Source organism: Cecembia lonarensis LW9 (assembly GCF_000298295.1).
Classification (GTDB): domain Bacteria; phylum Bacteroidota; class Bacteroidia; order Cytophagales; family Cyclobacteriaceae; genus Cecembia; species Cecembia lonarensis.
This window is the reverse complement of sequence record NZ_AMGM01000006.1, coordinates 42563-60504: the sequence shown is the minus strand read 5'-3', so window position 1 is coordinate 60504 and position 17942 is coordinate 42563. Positions and strand designations below refer to the sequence as shown.

Sequence of the window (17942 nt, the reverse complement as noted above, 5' to 3'; positions counted from 1 at the left end):
AATGACAGAAGAAAAAAAGAAAAAATCAGCTGCCCGTGAATGGGTGGATGCCTTGGTATTTGCAGTCATCGCTGCTTCTTTGATCAGGTGGTTATTATTAGAACCCTTCACAATTCCAACCGCTTCAATGGAGAAGTCTCTTTTGGTAGGAGATTTTCTGTTTGTCAGTAAAATGCATTATGGTACAAGAATTCCAAGAACACCGCTCCAAATTCCATTGACACATCAGAAAATTTGGGGAACAGACGCCAACTCATATGTAGACTGGATACAACTACCCTACTTCAGACTTCCTGGCTTTACTTCGGTAAAGAGAAATGATGTGGTGGTCTTTAACTTTCCTTCTGAGTTTGAATTTCCTGTTGACCTGAAAACCAACTACATCAAGCGGGCTGTTGCCATTCCTGGAGATGAAATTGAAATTGTACAAACAGAGCTTTTTGTCAATGGCGAACCTGGATATAAACCAGAAGGACTTCAGTTTTCCTATGATGTCATGACCAGTAGAAACCTGAGTGCAGATTTCTTCAGTGATTATGGCATCAATCCAGAAGGCTTCATGTCCTTTACCAATGGTTCAGGCTATTTGGTCATGACTACCGACGAAATTGCCGAAAGATTAAGAAAATCCCCGGCAATTGGCTCGGTCACCAAAAGGGTAGACCGTATGGATATGGGAGATCCCAGAGTTTTTCCTGATGGAGCATATTTTGGTTGGAACAAAGACAATATGGGCCCTTTGACCATTCCCGCCAAAGGCTGGACCATTGAAATGAATGAGGAAAATATTGCCAAATATGCTTTAACCATAGAGAAGTTTGAAGGACTAGATGCCGTAGAGGTAGTAGACAATCAATTATATATTGATGGACAAAAAGTGGAAAGCTATACCTTCAATCAAGACTACTACTTTATGATGGGTGATAATAGGCATGACTCCCTGGACTCCAGGTATTGGGGTTTTGTACCAGAAGACCATATCGTAGGCAAAGCCTGGTTCTTATGGCTATCCTTGGACAAACATAAGTCCATGTTCAGCAAAATCCGCTGGAGCAGGTTCTTTAATGGGATTAAGTAAATGATATGATGATATGAGGTTGCCTAAACAAAAGAGGCAACCTCTTTTTTGGGATATTTTACCAATGAATTTCCGGCAGCCCTTTTTCACGCAGATAAGCGTTGGCTTTAGAAAAATGCCCACAGCCCAAAAAACCCCGATGTGCTGAAAGTGGTGAGGGATGTGGGGCATGAAGTTTCAAGTGTTTGTCATCCGAAATAAAGGCAGCCTTCTTTTGGGCATAAGCACCCCAGAGCATGAATACCAGGTTTTCTTTTTCCTGGGCCAATTGACGGATAACCTCATCTGTAAACGATTCCCAACCTTTATTTTGATGAGAACCCGCTTGATGCGCCCTGACAGTCAAAGTGGCATTTAACAACAAAACCCCTTGGTCCGCCCAACGTGACAGGTTGCCATTTGAAGGAATTTCCTTTCCTAAATCTCTGTTGATTTCTTTGAAAATATTCAACAGGCTTGGTGGAAAAGGTATGCCTTCCCGCACAGAAAAAGAAAGACCATGTGCTTGACCCAGGCCATGATAAGGGTCCTGTCCAAGGATAACAACTTTAGTCTTTTCAAAGCTACAGTGCTGAAAAGCATTAAAAATCTCTTTTCCTTTGGGAAAGACCTGATTGGTCTGGTACTCTTTTTTGACGAATTGGGCCAACTGATCGAAATAGGGTTTATTAAATTCATTCGATAGTTTTTCTTTCCAACTCTCTTCAATTTTGACATCCATTTTGACGAAAATACGTTGTGATTAAAGATTTATAGTTTTAATTTTAGATTTTATAAGCATTATTCCAGACGATATATGGTAACTGCTATCACCGAAGGTATCAAAGTAAGTGTTGAAACCACTTACCAGGCTGAGTTTTCAAGTCCTCATCAGCAACACTTTGTTTTTACTTACAAGGTAAAGATAGAAAACAACAGCAGTCATACCATACAACTCCTGCGCAGAAGGTGGGAAATTTTTGATGCCGGTGACCAGCCAAAATTTGTAGAAGGTGAAGGGGTTGTTGGGCAGCAACCCATATTGGAGCCGGGCAATTTCCATGAATATGTCTCAGGATGTAATTTAAGGTCTGGCTTGGGAAAGATGAAAGGGGCTTATATCATGGAAAAGCTTTTTGACGGCAAGCTTATTGAAGTGCAAATACCTGAATTTCAATTGATAGCCGATATTTTTGACAATTGATTTGAAAAAACACCTGTTCCCACTACGGGCTTCCATACTATATTGGCTAAAAAAAGAGGATAATTACTCCCTTCAAAGTCCTTTTGTCGCAAATCTATATAAAAACCTGAAGCTATACTTACAAAACAGCAAAACCAAAGATCTTGAGATAGAATACTGGAGAAAGGCACTACTACAGGACGAAGAAATACTTGAAATAGAAGATTACGGTGCAGGATCAAAAAAATTAAAAAAACAAAGGTTTAGAAGCACTAAAGCCATTACTCGTTACAGTACAAGCAATAGAAAATTCAGTCAGCTTTATCAATATTTCTGTATGCAAAGCCCTGGAAACTGCGTAATAGAACTGGGAACTTGTGTAGGACTGAATACTTTTTATCTTTCAAAAGTAGTCCAGTCCCACCTGTATACCTTTGAAGGATCCAAAAGTCTGATCAGAAAAGCCAAGGAAGGTTGCGGAAATCAGCCAATCAAATTTGTTGAAGGGGACATTGGGAAAACCTTGCCTGCAGTATTGGACCAGATGGGAAAAGTAGATTTTATTTTGTTGGATGCCAATCACACCTACGAGGGGACCATCACCTATTTAAAGATGGTCATGCCCTACCTTCATGACCAAAGTGTGGTGGCCATAGGGGACATACATTGGTCAAAAGAAATGGAAAAGGCTTGGGAGGAAATAGCTCAACAACCACAAGTAAGTTTAAGTCTTGATTTCTTTGAATGCGGAATATTATTTTTCCGAAAAGGACTTGCCAAAAGCCAGCATATTCTTTCTATATAGGCTTCTTCAACTGAAAAAACAATTCATTTCCCATCCTCGGAGCAATAGAGTTATAGCACGGCTCCAAGGTTAAAACCTCAAATTTTGGTTCAAAATATTGTAAGTAGGCTTCCTTAGTACCCCCAAAAGGAGGGCCCTGATGTTCAAACTCCCTGGAAAAAAGTACGCCTGCAACTTTACCTCCTGGAACCAATAAGTCATACATTTTATCAACATAGGCATGCCTCAAAGCTGGATCAAGGGCACAGAAAAACGTTTGTTCCAGGATAAGATCATATTTTCCTTGGTGATCAAAAAAATTTTCCTGAATTATTTGAGCTAATGGAAATTCAGGGTAAATTTCTTTGAATTGGTTCAAAGGAACCGGAGAAAAGTCAAGAATATGTACTTGTTGGAAGCCAGATTCAAAAGCGTAAGCAGCTTCATAAGCATTGCCTGCACCTGGAATTAATATCTTCAACTGCCTTTGAAAAATTTGGTCTAAATATTGCTTCAAAGGCTGAGAAGGGTATCCAATGTCCCATCCGGTTGATTTTTCTTTATACCGGTTGGTCCAATAAGCTTCATCTAAGTACATATACAGTGAATTTAATATTCGTGCAAAATTATTTATTTATACGCAATGGAATCAAATTTTCAAGAAAAACCGAAGAAATCCGAGAACAGTAAAAACATACTCATTATCGTTTTAGCTATTTTAGTAGTCATAAGTGGTATCAAATTGTACACAGATTATTTGGACAAAACCAAAAAGTCGGAGGAGATTTTGATTTTATCCGAAGAGAACAACGACCTGAACAGAAGAATTGACTCAATGACTTTTCAATTGGATCTAAGGATACAGGAAATAGAAAAATTAGGAGGAGATGTACAGGCTTTAGAAGAAATCAAAGAGCAATTACTGGCTGAAAGAAATACAGAAAGAAAGCGTACAGCCGAGGAAATTGCCTCCCTTAACAGGAGAATTAGTAGCTACGCAGGAACGCTTCGGGAAAAGGATGATGAAATTTTACGCCTAAGAGAGGTAAACCAACAGCTTTATGCGGAAAATCAGGATTTAAGGTCGACACAGGCTGAAATAGAAGAGCAAGTTGTCCAACTCAATATACGTAGGCAGGAATTAGAAGAAAAGGTAAATATTGCCGCTGTTTTGAAAGCTGAAAATATTTCTGTAGCTGCAGTCAACTCAAGAGGAAGGGAACGTGAAGATGGTTTTAGAAGCAGACAAATTGAAAAAATAAAAGTCTCTTTTAATTTGGCTGATAACAAAGTGGCTGAAAAAGGTCATAAAGACATTTATATACAATTGATTGCGCCAAACAATCAGCCTATCTTTGATGTAGCAAAAGGCAGCGGAACTTTTACGATCGATGGAAGAGAGGAGTTTTACACCGCACATCAAGATTTGTTCTTTGACAATACACTGCAATCCTTGACATACTTCTATGAAAAAGGTAGCAGATACACGCCCGGAATCTATGAAGTAAGGGTCTTTGCAGAAGGTTATCAGATTGGCAATAAAACCTTCGAGGTAAAATAATCAGGAAAAATAAATATTTAAAGGCAGGAAACCCCTTGATTTTCCAAGCTGGATTTGGAAATCAAGGGGTATTGTTATAATTTTGCGGTCTGTTAAAAATTACAGTTTAATCTATACAAACATGTTCCAAAAAAGTTACGAGACGGTATTCATATTAACTCCCGTTTTGTCTGAAGTTCAGATGAAGGATACCGTAGACAAGTTTGTTAACTTGTTAAAAGAAGAGGGGGCAGATGTTATCAATGTTGAAAATTGGGGTCTTAAAAAACTGGCTTATCCAATTCAGAAAAAAAGCACCGGTTTCTACGTTTTGGTAGAATTCAAATCAGAACCAGCCATGATCAAAAAATTAGAGGTTGAGTTCAGGAGAGATGAGAAAGTAATGAGATTCTTGACTACCCTATTAGACAAGCATGCCATTACTTACGCTGAAAGAAGAAGAAAAGGTGAATTTAACAAAAAAGCAGAAGCTAAGGAGGAGCAAGCCTAATGACACTTAGAAACGAACCTATCAACAGAGTTGAGAACAGAAAAAAATATTGCCGCTTCAAAAAGCATGGCATCAAGTATATTGATTATAAAGATCCTAACTTCCTTTTGAAGTTTGTAAACGAGCAGGGCAAAATCCTTCCAAGGAGATTGACCGGTAACTCTGCAAAGTACCAGAGAAAAGTGGCAAATGCTATCAAAAAAGCAAGACACTTGGCTTTATTGCCATTCGTTACTGACGGTTTGAAATAAGCCGTCCTTGTTCGCATCATTCATCATTTAAATTGCACAACAATGGAAGTTATTCTTAAAACAGATATCAAGGATTTAGGATATAAAAATGACTTGGTAGAAGTGAAACCGGGTTATGGTAGAAATTACCTCATCCCTCAGGGCTATGCAGTATTAGCTACTGTATCAAATAAAAAAATATTAGCTGAAAACATCAAGCAAGCTGCGCATAAAGCAGAGAAACTTAAAACTGAAGCTGAAGCACTTGCGGAAAAACTTGCTGGTATTACCTTAGAAATCAAAGCGAAAATCGGAGAATCCGGTAAAATTTTCGGTAAGGTAACCACCCTTCAAATTTCTGATGCACTTGCTGAGAAGGACATCAACATTGACAGGAAAAAAATCTCCATTAACGTACCTGTTCAGGGTGCAGGGGAATTTGAAGCTGAGGTTGACCTTCACAGAGAAGTGAAAAGCAATGTAAAATTCGTAGTTGTAGGAGAATAATACTTCCCTACCCTATACAAAAAGCCATCCCTTACAGGATGGCTTTTTCTTTTTCCTTGAATGAATTTTCTGATTAATTGAGCACAATTTTTTCTAAATCATCCACCAACTTCTTGGCAACAGCCCTGCTGTTTTCTTCACGCTTTGCTTTGAACAATGCTAACGCCTCTTTACTCTTTTCAATAACGCCTACTGGATTGTTATCAAATTTGTAACTGTTCCAGCACCAGGACAACTCAGCATGCAGCCTTTCATCCAACTTTAACTTGTCCAGTTTTTCCAAAGTGGACACAATGGTTTTTTCTGAAATTTTTACTGACATAAGAATATAAATTTTAACTAATTGGTTAAATCCTTTTCAATTTTTTAACAAAACAAGGTTTTTATTTTCATAAATACAAAAAATAAAATTCATTATTAACTGATTTTCAGTACACAATCGATTTCGAAGACCCGTTGAAAGGAAACTTTTTCTTCAAATAGTACTTATCTTCGTCTATACTTAAATGATCATGGAAAGAAAACAAAGTTTACAGGAAGAATTTGCCAACAGCATCACCCATGGGTTTGGTATTTTGTTCAGTATCATCTCCATATCCCTTTTGGTAACCTTTTCCATGTTAAATGGAACTGCCATCCATATTGTCAGCTGTAGCATCTTTGGAGCATCTATTTTACTCTTATATACCTTCTCCACCCTTTACCATGCCTTTCAAGAAGAGAAAATAAAATCCTGGCTCAGAACTTTTGACCACATAGGCATTTATTTCCTGATTGCAGGAACTTATACTCCCTTTCTTTTATTGGCGGTGGGAGGACTTTGGGGTTGGATATTTTTTGGTATTATTTGGGGACTAACTTTATTCGGGGTGGTTTTCAAAATATTCTATACCCATAGGTTTAAAAGAGCTTCATTAATTTTATATCTCGGCATGGGATGGATGGCGATATTTCTAATCAAACCTTTGCTTGAAAACCTTTCCCTGACCGTTTTGACTTTAATTGCTGCCGGCGGATTGAGCTATACCTTAGGGACTATATTTTATGCAAGACCACAGCAGAGATTTGCCCACACCATATGGCACCTTTTTGTTTTATCTGGGACAATTCTCCACTTTGTTGCCATATTATTTATGCTTACCGAAATTAATATCTAATTTTTATTATTGAATTTAAGAAGGTTAGATAGAATACTTAAAAAAACTTATTTATCAGATTTGCATAAAAAGTTAAGACATCATACCTTTGTGACACCTTAAAGAAAAGGGCCTTAGTAAACTGACCGATGGTGTAACTGGCAACACGTCTGATTTTGGTTCAGAAGAGTCTAGGTTCGAGCCCTAGTCGGTCAACAAAAAAAATCCACTGATCTTTCAGTGGATTTTCTTTTTTTGGCTGTTTATAGAATTGTTTTTTACCAGTAAGCTTTTCCGCATCATTTTCTAGTGAACACAGCAACAAGAGAAATATCTCTAGCAGGCATGGTGAAGGTGTAACTTTGCTCCCTACTAACTATATCCCCATCCTTCAACCAATGTGAAAATTCAAAACCGGATTCAGGTTCTGCCAATACCTCTACCCTACTCCCTTCCTTCAATTCTTTAGTTTCTACCCTTTGTGCTTGGGTGTTCACTTCTTCCATGTCAATGAGATCTATGCCACAGGAAGTCATCAAAATCATTAATGACAGGCATAGCATGGCTATCCATCTGCTACTTTTCATTTTTTAATACTTTCGGTCTATTCGGTAATCGATAAATGATTTGGCAGCAGTATCCAAAAACCAGGCCAAAACGAGACCTAAAAATTTGATAAACAATAACTTACTATATTGAAAATAATCTAAAAAACATCCAGATTACCTGTAAACAGCAGATAATACCAGAATATGAGAGTTTTTACCAGAAAATGTAAACGCTAATTACTTAAAAGAAGTAGAAAAAAATTTCACAATTTCGCCTATTTCTCCAGCCACTATCAAGCTGAAATCATATGTAAATAAAACACTAAAAATGAGGTGTATACCCATACTTCAGCGTGTATGAATTTTACAAAAACTCCTATCTTTTTTACATACTTTTTCAAGATATAATTTTACCATAGCCTAATTTTAACAATTAAATAACAATTTTATTTGGGCCAATACTTTCAGTTCATATACTTTTAAGGGCATATTATTATCCTTATTCAATTTCGAAAACTACGCATGAAAAAAATTTTACTTAAAATCCAATTTCTTTTGTTATTATCATTGGGCCTCTTTTTTTCAATTGAAGCCCAAATAATTGCATCATGGAATTTTGCAGATGAGCCCGGTAATCAAGAATTTACACCAGGTTCAGGGTCCGATGGAATTTCCGCCCTGAATTTTACCAGAGGTACAGACCTGAGCCCCAACGCAGGTGCTGGTTCAATGAATTCTTCTCAATGGTTAGGTGAGGGAGAACGTTACCTTTCCTTTGGTTTTGTGATAGAGGAAGGGAGGTCATTGAACCTATCCAGTCTTTCTATTGCATCCCGTTCTTCCAATACAGGACCCTCGACACTCGCCTTAAGGGCTAGTGTGGATAATTTTACCTCAGATCTAGCCACTTGGACACAAAGTGGCACTGCTAACACCGTCCAGACCATTGATCTTATTGGACTGACCGGGCTGAAAGGAACCGTCGAATTCAGAATTTTCAATACGAATGAAGTGTCTGCCAATGGAGGAACCCTTGCATCAGGAGGCACTTTCCGTGTTTTCAACCATAGTAGTGGCTCTGTTAATTTTGTGGGGGAAATTACTGACCCTGACTCTTCGGGAGAATCACCAACACTTGCGTTCTGGGATTTCGCGGGTGAACCGGGAAATCAGGATTTTACTACAGGAACTGGATCAAATAACGCCATTGCGCTTAATTTCACAAGAGGTTCAGGCATCACTCCCACCTCAGCAGCTAATTCCATATCGGGTTCAAATTGGGCAGTGGAAGCAAATCGCTATTTTAGCTTCGGTTTAGAAATTGAAGAAGGCTTTGAAGCTGATTTAAAAGATTTAGTGATATCCTCTAGGTCATCCGGAACTGGACCTGGAAATCTTGTACTCAGATATAGCATAGATGATTTCACCTCAGATCTAGCTACCTGGTCCCAAAGTGGCACCAGTTTCAATAATCAAATTATAGACCTGAGTAGCCTTATTGGTCTCCAAGGAAGAGTAGAATTTAGAATTTTTGTTTTGAATACCACATCTGCCGGGGGTGGTACCTTGGCATCCGGTGGCACTTTCCGGGTGGGTAATTTTTTAAATGATGGCATCTTTACACCGGTAAGTATCAGAGGTGAATTGCAGGAAACCCAACCGGCAGTACCTGTTGTTGTGGCCAATTGGAATTTTGCCGGGGAGCCTGGCAACCAAGAATCGACAGCTGGAAGCACAGATGCAGAGGGCATTCAAGTACAGGATTTTGCCAGGGGCGCAGACATCAATCCTGCTTCTGCAAGCAATTCTATAAGTTCGAATGGTTGGAATGCAGGAGAAGACCGCTTCTTTACTTTTGGATTTACAGTGGCACAGGACAAACTGGTTGACCTGAATGCACTACAAATTGGTACAAGATCTTCTAATACCGGTCCAAGAGACATGGCCCTTCGCTATAGTGGAGACGGCTTTACCAGTAATTTGGCTACCTGGACCAGCGAAAATGTATTCCTCAATCAGGTAATTGATTTAAGCTCACTTCAAAACCTAACAGGGGAAGTAGAATTTAGAATTGTTACCATAAGCGATGTCTCTGCTAATGAAGGGACCATTGCTTCGGGTGGCACTTTCCGGGCAACCAATTTCTTCCCTGATAATCTTGGCACCCGTTTCATCGGAATAGTTAAGGAAGCTGAGGGGGTTATCGTTCCAAACTTTAATTTTGATATTGAGGAACTTGATTTCGGTATCGTCAGCGTCCGGGAAGAAAAACCAATCCTCTCCTACCAACTTTCGGCCAGTAACCTCTCTGGCCCAGTGACGGTGAACACTTCGGCACCTTTAAGCTTGTCAAAAGATGGAAATGATTTTGCAGCTAGTATCGTGTTCACTACAGAAGAATTGAATGGTGCACAGTCTGTTTTTGTAAAACTGGATAATGAGTCTTCAGGCAATCTAAATCTGTCTATCTCACATGAAACCAATGGTACGACACCAGTTTCTCTTCCCGTTAAGGCTGCTGTTCTTGACCCATTCAATATTCAAGAAGACTTTAATAACTCCTGTCCTGAGGGTTTACCTTCTGGCTGGATAGGATTTTCAGTTGAAGGACCACAGGAATGGGAGTGTACGAATTTTGGAAGAGCAGGAACCACTTCTACTGCCAATGCACCATTTGGTCTACAGATGAACGGCTTTGCGGGGGGAACACAGGTACTCAATGAAGATTGGTTGATTACTCCTGCTTACGACCTGACGGAGTTTGATTTCCCATTGCTTTCTTTCTGGTCAAGAGCAGCTTTTGAAGGCCCAAGGTTGAGGCTTTTAGTATCTACTGATTATGAGGAAGGCGATCCACGAGCAGCAACTTGGAACGAGCTGCCTGATAGGTTTGCTACTCAAAATATTTGGACCTTCTCAGAAGAGATAAACCTTGATGTGTTTAAATCTGCCAATGTAAGAATTGCATTTGTTTATAATTCTTCCATAGAAACGGGTGCCACACGCTGGACTTTGGATGATTTTGCGCTGAGAAATTCCAGCACCCCTCCAGCTCCATTCTTGGTCAATGACATTGGCAATGTTGATTATTGGCATTTTGGAATTCAGCCTGTAGGCACAGTTTCAACAGAAAGCAGAGACTTCCGATTCTCCTTATCTGATGCCGTAGCACCATTAACAATAGAAGCGATAGAAGGCTTTGAATTCTCCAAAAATGGAACTGATTTCTTCGCTTCCCTAAGCTATACGCCTGAAGAAGCTGGATTAAATAATCTGGTCACTATCAGGTTTGCACCACAGACTGAAGGTGCTTTCAGTGGGCCTATCAAATTCACGAGTGGAGACCTTTCTATGATGAGAGGCTTCCTAACAGGTGCTACCCTTGAAAGGAAAAATACATTTGATGTTGTCACCTGGAACATTGAATGGTTTGGATCAACCCAAAACAACCAAGGCCCAAGCAATGTGGAATTGCAACTTCAAAATGTAAAGAAGGTTATTGAAGATCTTCAGGCAGACGTCTATGCTTTCCAGGAAATTACAAACCTCGAAAAATTTAATGAATTGGTAAGCAGCCTGGAAGGTTACGAAGGCATAGTTTCGCCAGCTGTCTCACAGGGACCCGATTCTTTTGAAACTGGGCAGAAATTGACTTTCCTTTATAAAACAGCTACAGTTGAGAAAGTCACTTCCAGGGTATTACTTGAAGGTGTGCAACCGGAAGACTTGGTAGGTTACCCGTCTACTCCAGATAGATTCTGGGCCAGCGGCAGGTTGCCTTTCCTGATGGAGGTAAAAACCAATATCAATGGGGTCAGACAAAACATCAATCTTATCAATGTACACACGAGGTCCAATGGAGGAGGCGAGAGCGCAGCGAATCCAAGATATGCCATGAGAAGATATGATGTAAACGTCCTTAAAGATTCATTAGACACCTATTACGCTAATGTGCCATTGATCATTTTAGGTGATTTTAATGATGACCTTGATGAAACTGTGGCTGATCAGACGGCCCCTACCGTAAATACATCAGAAACCTCGTTCATCAATTACATCAACGACCCAGAAAATTATATTCCAGTGACATTAAGTCTAAGCCAGGCGGGTTTAAGAACCTTCCCTACCTTTGAAAATGTGATTGACCACATGATCATTACCGATGAGTTAAGAGAAAATTGGCTTGTCAATTCAGAACGTGTAGTAGCACCATTTGAACTGATCCCTAACTACCTGAGCACTACTTCTGATCATATTCCTGTCAAAACCCGGTTCACCTTAACCTGTGACTTAGAGTTGGGTAATATTGTGGGTATTGACGAGGTCTGCGCAGGAAACAATGAAATACTGCTGATCCTGGTAGGTGGGAATTACAGTATAATTAATGGTTGGGAATTTTCAGAAGATAATGGCGAAAATTGGCATCCTATCGCCTCATCTGCTGGACTTTCAGAAATTATTGTAAATGACTTGAGCACCAACACTTTATTTAGGGCAATACTAAGTACTGACATATGTGGTCCAGAGCCAACAATGGCTTTCGAGGTAAAGGTCAATCGGCTCCCTGAGCCTATTATATTCTTTGAAGAAAGTTTCCTGATAACCATTGAAGGGAATTATACTTACAATTGGTTCAAAGATGGTGCATTAGTTGCTACTACACAGGAAAATAGGTTAAGGATTCAGGGAAGAGGGAATTATGAAGTCGAAATAGTGAATGAAAAGGGGTGCAATGCCTTATCTGAATCCTTTGCATTTCCACAGCAAAGACAGGCTTCTCAGGTTTTAATCTCTCCAAATCCAACCAACTACTTGGTAAACATCACACTTAAAAATGGTGAAGGCCTTCAAAATGTAGTTTTGATGTCTACTTATGGCCTCCAGATAGACCAAATATTAACAGAGGAAGGTTTTGCCACATTCGATGTATCAAATCTTGCCAAGGGTGTTTACCTAATTATGGTAACCGATCAATTTGGCAACAAAACCATCGATCGTCTACTCGTAAATTAAAGCCTTCGAAACCTAAAATTAAAAAGCTGCCTCCATAAAGGGCAGCTTTTTTATTAAAAAGTGCTTTCTTTGTATTGCACTAAACCAGCACAAATGTCACCCTTTGAAGATATCAGACCTTACTACGATACGGAAGTCAATCAAGCCATTAAGGAAATTATTGATCATCCCATGCTGAAGGCCATGATGAACTTTACTTTTCCTGACTTGGAAGACAGATATTGGAAAGATCTCATGCTTCATTGCCATTCCATTAGGGATTTTCAAATCAATTTTATTTATCCAGGGGTAAAAAAAGTATTGGAAAAAAGTTCAGAGGGCTTAACAACTTCGGGTTTTGAAAAGCTTGAACAAGACACATCGTATCTTTTCATTTCCAACCACAGGGACATTATCCTGGATACCTCGCTCTTGAATGCCTGTTTATATGAAAACGGATTATTCATGACCACCTCTGCTATCGGTGACAATCTGGTACAAAAAACCTTTCTAAAACATTTATCCAGACTGACCCGGAATTTCACCATCAAAAGAGGACTTCCAGCAAGGGAATTATTAGAAAGCTCAAAATTAGTTTCTGCCTATATACGCCATTCTCTGCTGAGGGAAAACAGATCGGTTTGGATCGCTCAAAGAGAAGGAAGAACTAAAGACGGCAACGACATGACCCACAAAGGTGTGCTTAAAATGATTTCCATGGCCTCTGATCAAGGGGAGCATTTTTTAGATTATTTTATGCGGCTCAATGTCGTACCCATCAGTATATCTTATGAATACGACCCAACAGATGTATTAAAGATGCCGGAGCTTTTGGCTAAGGCCAATCAGGAAACCTACATCAAAGCAGAAAATGAGGATTTTAGAACCCTTTTGAGTGGTATCATAGGCCAAAAGAGGCGGATACATATTCATGTGGGCGACGTACTTAACGATGAAATAGATCAAATAAAAAGAACTGTATCCGGGAATGTAAAGCAAATGCAGGCCTTGGCAGACCTGATAGATTTTCAGATCATTTCCGGTTACAAGCTGTGGCCTACCAAATACATTGCCTGTGACCTGTTGACAGGCACCGACCAATACGCCTCTTGGTATACAGCTGAGGAAAAGGCGCTGTTTGAAGCCAGGTTTAGAAGAGGAGTAGATCAAAATAATCCACTGGCAGTAAAAAGCTTTTTATCCATGTATGCCAATCCCGTGATCAACCAGAAACAAGTTTTGGAAAATATCAAATCAGCATAAAAGCATCAACTTTTAGTTTATGATTTTTTACCGATTCTTCTAATTGATGGGATAATTCAGTAAATTTTGTCCTGATTATTTTCAAATTCGATGGAAAACGAAGCGAAAGCGAATATTGCGGCAATTTTAGAACATCTACCCTTAGGTTTGGCCGTGAATCATATGGATTCAGGCGAAGCCTTATTTGTCAATGAGCGCTTTTCAGAAATTTATGGATGGCCGGTTGCGGACTTGATTGATATTGATTCTTTTTTTGAAAAGGTTTACCCTGACCCTGCTTACAGAGAAAATATCAAAAAAAAAATATTATCAGATATCCAATCCGGTATCCCGGAAAGAATGGCCTGGAAAAATATTCAAATAGCTACCAAATCCGGTAGGAAAAAGATCATATCCGCCAAGAACATTCCCTTGTATCAGCATCGATTGATGATTTCCACGGTTTGGGATAATACAGAAGACAGCATAAAAATCAAGCATCTTTTTGAGGAAAGAAACTTACTTAAGACATTGGTCGATATTCTGCCTGACTACATCTACATCAAAGATTCAAAAGGAAAGTTTCTCGTTAACAACAAAGCAAATGTAGTTTTACTTGGAGATCAGACAGAAGAACAATCCCTTGGAAAAACGGTATTCGATTACTTTCCTGAAGATCTTGCCAGGCAATACAACGAAGACGATCTCCAGGTAGTCGATAAAGCATCTTCTCTTTGGAATAAAGAAGAAAAAATTACCGATGCCCATGGAAATATAAAATGGGTCAATACAACCAAAGTTCCTTTATATAACCATGATGACCAGGTCGTTGGGCTGGTTGGAATTTCAAGAGACATCACAGAAGAAAAAATACGGGAACAAACGCTCACCTATAGAAGCAAACTTTTAGGGGCAATAACGGAAATTTCCCAAAGCTTATTTGCCAATGAAGAATGGGGAAGCGTTTTACCCTTCTGCTTAGAAAAAATCGGACAAACCATTCAAGCCGACCGGGTTTACTACTTTGAAAACTTCCAAAACCCCGAATTACCTGAAAAATTATTTTCCCGACAAATCTCAGAATGGACCAATGGAAGAGTCAGTGTACAGCTCGAAAATCAAGAATTCCAAGCGCTTGAACTTAGGCAACACCCTGAATTTTGGAATTTGGCTATTAACCAAAAACCATTTTTTTGCTTGACAAAAGAACTTACAGGTGCAACCAAAGAAATTTTTGCGGAACAGGACATTTTATCCTTCATAGTCATTCCTATTTTTCTAAAGGGAAAATTCATTGGGTTTGTAGGATGCGATGCCTGCCATGAGGAGCGCATATGGACAGAAGAAGAAATCGCTTTCTTACAGTCCATAGCCTCCAATATTTCTATTGCCGCGCAGCGGAAAGCCCACTTGGATGAACTAATGTCTGTCAATGGTCGGTTAAATAAAACCATAGCTGACCTAAGTTTTTCCAATCAGGAACTGGAACAATTTGCCTATGTGGCCTCCCACGATCTTCAGGAACCTTTGAGAATGATTTCCAGTTTTTTGACCTTGCTAGAGAAAAAATACACGCCCCTTTTGGATGAGAAAGGAAGGCAGTACATTTATTATGCTGTAGATGGTGCCAAAAGAATGAAATCCATCATTATGGATTTATTGGAATATTCAAGGGCTGGTAGACATGAAATCCCAAAGGAAAAGGTTGATTTAAATGTACTGATGGAAGAAATTCATACACTTTTGGGAAAAACAATAGAAGAAAGTGAAGCGGAGGTCAAACATGAGGAATTACCCACCTTAAACCTTCAAAAAATACCCATAAGACAAGTTTTTCTCAACCTAGTAGGGAATGGCATCAAATACAAAAAGAAAAGCGTACCACCAAAAATCCATATTCGGGCGCTGGAGAAAGACCAACATTGGGAATTCATCGTCTCCGATAATGGAATGGGAATTGCTAAAGCATACCATAATAAAGTATTCAACCTTTTCCAGAGGTTACATCCTAGAGAAGAAATTGAAGGGTCGGGCATGGGCTTAAGCCTTTGCAAAAAGATAATTGAAAACCTTGGGGGAAAGATTTGGATAAATTCTGAAAAGAATGAGGGAACTCAAGTTCACTTTACCATTCCCAAATAATCAGAAATGCTAAAACCAATTTTCAAAATATTTTACAGGTTTCCAAAAATCACTGGTGTTCTAGGGTTTTTAATCACTTTTCTATTAACGCAATTTATCACCCTAAAGGATTATCAATTAATCCTTTCCAAAGAAGAAATAGAAACCAGAGAAATCCTGAATACTGTTGAAAGGAACATCAGTTCTGGCCTTAACTATGCATTTGCCGCAACACGTACACTGGCCTTTTTGGAAGAAAATTATGGTACTTTAAACAACTTCGATGAGATTGGGAAGGAGATGCTAAAAAACCAACCTTATATTGATGCCATACAGCTTTTGGAACAGGGTGTGATTGTAGCTGTTTATCCTTTTGAAGGTAATGAGGTGGTCTTGGGAATGGACATCATGCAGACTGTGGGAAGGCAGGAAGCATTAATCGCCAAAACCAAAGATAACATCCATTTTGCAGGCCCCTTAGAGTTGACACAAGGGGGGCGGGGAATAGTAGGGAGATACCCCATTACAAAAGCAGGAGAGTTCTGGGGATATGCTGCCTCTATCATCCGAATGGAAAAATTTGAAGAAATGATGGGCATCACAGAAGATATGGACAAAAAGTTTCATTTTCAATTATCCAAAATCAAGCCCGATAGCGCCGAAGAGGAAAAGTTTTTACCCAGGTCAAATGAAACTTACTCTGGCGATAGCGAATCAGTTTTAATGGATATAGGGGACTGGACACTATCCGTGCAACTCAAAAAAAGTAAAGCCTTCGAAACAGTTTACCTGGCTGCAATTCTACGTCTGGTCTTAGCTACAATTTTAGGCTTTATAGCTTGGTACTTGGCCCACTTACCATCCCTTCTACGCAAAAAAATAAATAGACAAACCAGAAAACTCAGAAAAAGCAACGAGCGCTTTTATTATGCGACGCTGGCAACATCAGATGCCTTATGGGATTGGAATTTGAACACGGGTTTTGTTTACAGATCGGAAAATTTTGAAAAACTTTTCGGCCACTCAAGGAATAAATATACAGATAACAATGATTTTTGGAACGAACATATTCACCCGGAAGACTTAGACGATGTTCTGAAAAAATTAAAAACTTTGCTTGAATCGGATAACAATTATTGGAAAAATCAATTCCGCTTTAAAAAAAGTGATGGAACCTACGCCTATGTATTGGATAAAGGGGTAGTAATCCGTGATAAAAATGGCAAGGCAGTGCGATTGATTGGGGCCGGACAGGATGTTACCGAAACGGTTATGGCCCGTAAAAATCTGGAAAAAATGGGGCAAGAGCTTGAAAAGAGAGCACGGGATTTGGAAATTTCCAACGCAGAATTAGAACAATTTGCCTTCAAAGCCTCTCAGGATCTACAGGAACCTTTGAGGATGATAAGAAGTTTTTTAAAACTTATTGAGCGTAAGTATGAAAACTTGCTGGATGCAAAAGGCAAACAGTACATACATTATGCCATTAAAGGTTCCGAACAACTCAAACAAATCATATTGGATTTGTTGGAATACAGCAAGGCAGAAAATATGGGTCACAAAGAGCGATTTTCCCTCAATGAAACACTGAAAGAAGTTAAATTCCTTCTTAAAGCAGAAATCAGGGAATCAAATGCCAAAATACTTTACAGCGCTCTTCCTGAAATTTTTGCTGCACAAGTATCCATTCGTCAACTATTTCAAAATCTCATCAGCAATGCCATCAAATACAAATCAGAACTTGAAACGCCAATTATACACATAAACTGGCACGAGGATGAGGATTACTGGTTTTTCAATGTGTCTGACAACGGTATAGGCATTCCAAAAGAGTTTCATGACAAAGTCTTTCAGGTTTTTGAAAGACTTTATTCTCAGGATAAGTCTTCAGGAACAGGCTTAGGTTTGTCAATTTGTAAAAAGATAGTGGAAAACCATGAGGGCACAATCTCCCTTTCTTCGGAACCCAAGCAAGGGACATGCTTTAGTTTTAGCATAAAAAAACCAACTTGAAATCTTCCATCAGGCATTTTGAAAGATCAGATCAACTTAAAACATAAAAATAATTTATGTTAATTATTAACATTTTTT

At 39.1% G+C, this 17942-nt stretch carries 16 protein-coding genes and 1 tRNA gene; 13 read left to right on the top strand and 4 right to left on the bottom strand.

The genetic code is table 11. The annotated features are described in order from the left end of the window. Window position 1 precedes the first annotated feature (1 nt). Window positions 2-1078, top strand: a complete 1077-nt coding sequence (lepB, locus tag B879_RS03260) for a signal peptidase I (RefSeq protein ID WP_009183713.1) — start codon at window positions 2-4, stop codon at window positions 1076-1078. A gap of 58 nt (window positions 1079-1136) precedes the next feature. Here lepB and ung read toward each other — a convergent pair whose 3' ends face one another. Then, on the bottom strand, window positions 1137-1799 hold the full coding sequence (gene ung, locus B879_RS03255; protein ID WP_009183712.1) for a uracil-DNA glycosylase: 663 nt from the start codon (window positions 1797-1799) through the stop codon (window positions 1137-1139). A gap of 75 nt (window positions 1800-1874) precedes the next feature. Here ung and apaG point away from each other — a divergent pair, with 75 nt between their 5' ends. Together apaG and B879_RS03245 are read left to right on the top strand one after the other, a co-directional pair. Beyond that, window positions 1875-2261 (top strand): Co2+/Mg2+ efflux facilitator ApaG/CorD, encoded by a 387-nt coding sequence (gene apaG / locus B879_RS03250; RefSeq protein WP_009183711.1) that lies wholly within the window; start codon window positions 1875-1877, stop codon window positions 2259-2261. A 1-nt stretch (window position 2262) separates the two neighbouring features. After that, entirely contained in the window at window positions 2263-3045 is a 783-nt protein-coding gene (locus B879_RS03245; protein WP_040400186.1) for an O-methyltransferase, read from the top strand. Here the strand turns inward: B879_RS03245 and B879_RS03240 are convergent. Next, a complete protein-coding gene (locus B879_RS03240) occupies window positions 3038-3622 on the bottom strand; it encodes a methyltransferase domain-containing protein (protein ID WP_009183709.1) in 585 nt (194 codons plus the stop codon). The two genes, B879_RS03245 and B879_RS03240, sit on opposite strands and share 8 nt — an antisense overlap. Before the next feature lie 45 nt (window positions 3623-3667). On the opposite strand from B879_RS03240, the gene B879_RS03235 reads away from it, so the two are divergent. From B879_RS03235 to rplI, 4 genes are all read left to right on the top strand, one after another. Further along, the gene (locus B879_RS03235; RefSeq protein WP_009183708.1) at window positions 3668-4585 is read left to right on the top strand and encodes a DUF8428 domain-containing protein; all 918 of its coding nucleotides are present in this window, start codon (window positions 3668-3670) and stop codon (window positions 4583-4585) included. 121 nt (window positions 4586-4706) lie between these two features. Next, complete coding sequence (gene rpsF / locus B879_RS03230) at window positions 4707-5075, top strand: 30S ribosomal protein S6 (protein ID WP_009183707.1); 369 nt, start codon at window positions 4707-4709, stop codon at window positions 5073-5075. Next, window positions 5075-5326, top strand: a complete 252-nt coding sequence (gene rpsR / locus B879_RS03225) for a 30S ribosomal protein S18 (RefSeq protein ID WP_009035688.1) — start codon at window positions 5075-5077, stop codon at window positions 5324-5326. Before rpsF ends, rpsR begins: the two co-directional genes overlap by 1 nt. 42 nt (window positions 5327-5368) lie before the next feature. Further along, window positions 5369-5812 carry a 50S ribosomal protein L9 gene (gene rplI / locus B879_RS03220; protein ID WP_009183706.1) on the top strand — a complete coding sequence of 148 codons (444 nt, stop codon included), beginning with the start codon at window positions 5369-5371 and terminating at the stop codon, window positions 5810-5812. Between the two features lie 73 nt (window positions 5813-5885). Here rplI and B879_RS03215 read toward each other — a convergent pair whose 3' ends face one another. Next, window positions 5886-6134: a hypothetical protein gene (locus B879_RS03215; protein ID WP_009183705.1), complete on the bottom strand. Its 249-nt coding sequence runs from the start codon at window positions 6132-6134 to the stop codon at window positions 5886-5888. Window positions 6135-6324: 190 nt separating this feature from the next. On the opposite strand from B879_RS03215, the gene trhA reads away from it, so the two are divergent. Next, window positions 6325-6969, top strand: coding sequence for a PAQR family membrane homeostasis protein TrhA (gene trhA / locus B879_RS03210; protein ID WP_009183704.1), 645 nt, complete (start codon window positions 6325-6327; stop codon window positions 6967-6969). Between the two features lie 122 nt (window positions 6970-7091). After that, window positions 7092-7164 (top strand) — tRNA-Gln (locus tag B879_RS03205). An 83-nt stretch (window positions 7165-7247) separates the two neighbouring features. On the opposite strand, the gene B879_RS03200 is transcribed toward B879_RS03205, so the two are convergent. After that, window positions 7248-7535, bottom strand: coding sequence for an InlB B-repeat-containing protein (locus B879_RS03200; RefSeq protein WP_009183703.1), 288 nt, complete (start codon window positions 7533-7535; stop codon window positions 7248-7250). A gap of 483 nt (window positions 7536-8018) precedes the next feature. Here B879_RS03200 and B879_RS03195 point away from each other — a divergent pair, with 483 nt between their 5' ends. From B879_RS03195 to B879_RS03180, 4 genes are all read left to right on the top strand, one after another. Next, complete coding sequence (locus tag B879_RS03195) at window positions 8019-12509, top strand: T9SS-dependent choice-of-anchor J family protein (RefSeq protein WP_009183702.1); 4491 nt, start codon at window positions 8019-8021, stop codon at window positions 12507-12509. A gap of 93 nt (window positions 12510-12602) precedes the next feature. Beyond that, window positions 12603-13751, top strand: coding sequence for a 1-acyl-sn-glycerol-3-phosphate acyltransferase (locus tag B879_RS03190; RefSeq protein WP_009183701.1), 1149 nt, complete (start codon window positions 12603-12605; stop codon window positions 13749-13751). Window positions 13752-13841: 90 nt separating this feature from the next. Beyond that, window positions 13842-15872, top strand: a complete 2031-nt coding sequence (locus B879_RS21725; RefSeq protein ID WP_009183700.1) for an ATP-binding protein — start codon at window positions 13842-13844, stop codon at window positions 15870-15872. Between the two features lie 6 nt (window positions 15873-15878). Continuing rightward, window positions 15879-17864 carry an ATP-binding protein gene (locus B879_RS03180; protein ID WP_009183699.1) on the top strand — a complete coding sequence of 662 codons (1986 nt, stop codon included), beginning with the start codon at window positions 15879-15881 and terminating at the stop codon, window positions 17862-17864. Window positions 17865-17942 lie beyond the last annotated feature (78 nt).

Excerpts from the sequence above, each read along its gene's own strand:
- lepB (WP_009183713.1), top strand. The coding sequence starts at position 2 with ATGACAGAAGAAAAAAAGAAAAAATCAGCTGCCCGTGAATGGGTGGAT.
- ung (WP_009183712.1), bottom strand. The coding sequence starts at position 1,799 with ATGGATGTCAAAATTGAAGAGAGTTGGAAAGAAAAACTATCGAATGAA.
- apaG (WP_009183711.1), top strand. The coding sequence starts at position 1,875 with ATGGTAACTGCTATCACCGAAGGTATCAAAGTAAGTGTTGAAACCACT.
- B879_RS03240 (WP_009183709.1), bottom strand. The coding sequence starts at position 3,622 with ATGTACTTAGATGAAGCTTATTGGACCAACCGGTATAAAGAAAAATCA.
- B879_RS03235 (WP_009183708.1), top strand. The coding sequence starts at position 3,668 with ATGGAATCAAATTTTCAAGAAAAACCGAAGAAATCCGAGAACAGTAAA.
- rpsF (WP_009183707.1), top strand. The coding sequence starts at position 4,707 with ATGTTCCAAAAAAGTTACGAGACGGTATTCATATTAACTCCCGTTTTG.
- rpsR (WP_009035688.1), top strand. The coding sequence starts at position 5,075 with ATGACACTTAGAAACGAACCTATCAACAGAGTTGAGAACAGAAAAAAA.
- rplI (WP_009183706.1), top strand. The coding sequence starts at position 5,369 with ATGGAAGTTATTCTTAAAACAGATATCAAGGATTTAGGATATAAAAAT.
- B879_RS03215 (WP_009183705.1), bottom strand. The coding sequence starts at position 6,134 with ATGTCAGTAAAAATTTCAGAAAAAACCATTGTGTCCACTTTGGAAAAA.
- trhA (WP_009183704.1), top strand. The coding sequence starts at position 6,325 with ATGGAAAGAAAACAAAGTTTACAGGAAGAATTTGCCAACAGCATCACC.
- B879_RS03200 (WP_009183703.1), bottom strand. The coding sequence starts at position 7,535 with ATGAAAAGTAGCAGATGGATAGCCATGCTATGCCTGTCATTAATGATT.
- B879_RS03195 (WP_009183702.1), top strand. The coding sequence starts at position 8,019 with ATGAAAAAAATTTTACTTAAAATCCAATTTCTTTTGTTATTATCATTG.
- B879_RS03190 (WP_009183701.1), top strand. The coding sequence starts at position 12,603 with ATGTCACCCTTTGAAGATATCAGACCTTACTACGATACGGAAGTCAAT.
- B879_RS21725 (WP_009183700.1), top strand. The coding sequence starts at position 13,842 with ATGGAAAACGAAGCGAAAGCGAATATTGCGGCAATTTTAGAACATCTA.
- B879_RS03180 (WP_009183699.1), top strand. The coding sequence starts at position 15,879 with ATGCTAAAACCAATTTTCAAAATATTTTACAGGTTTCCAAAAATCACT.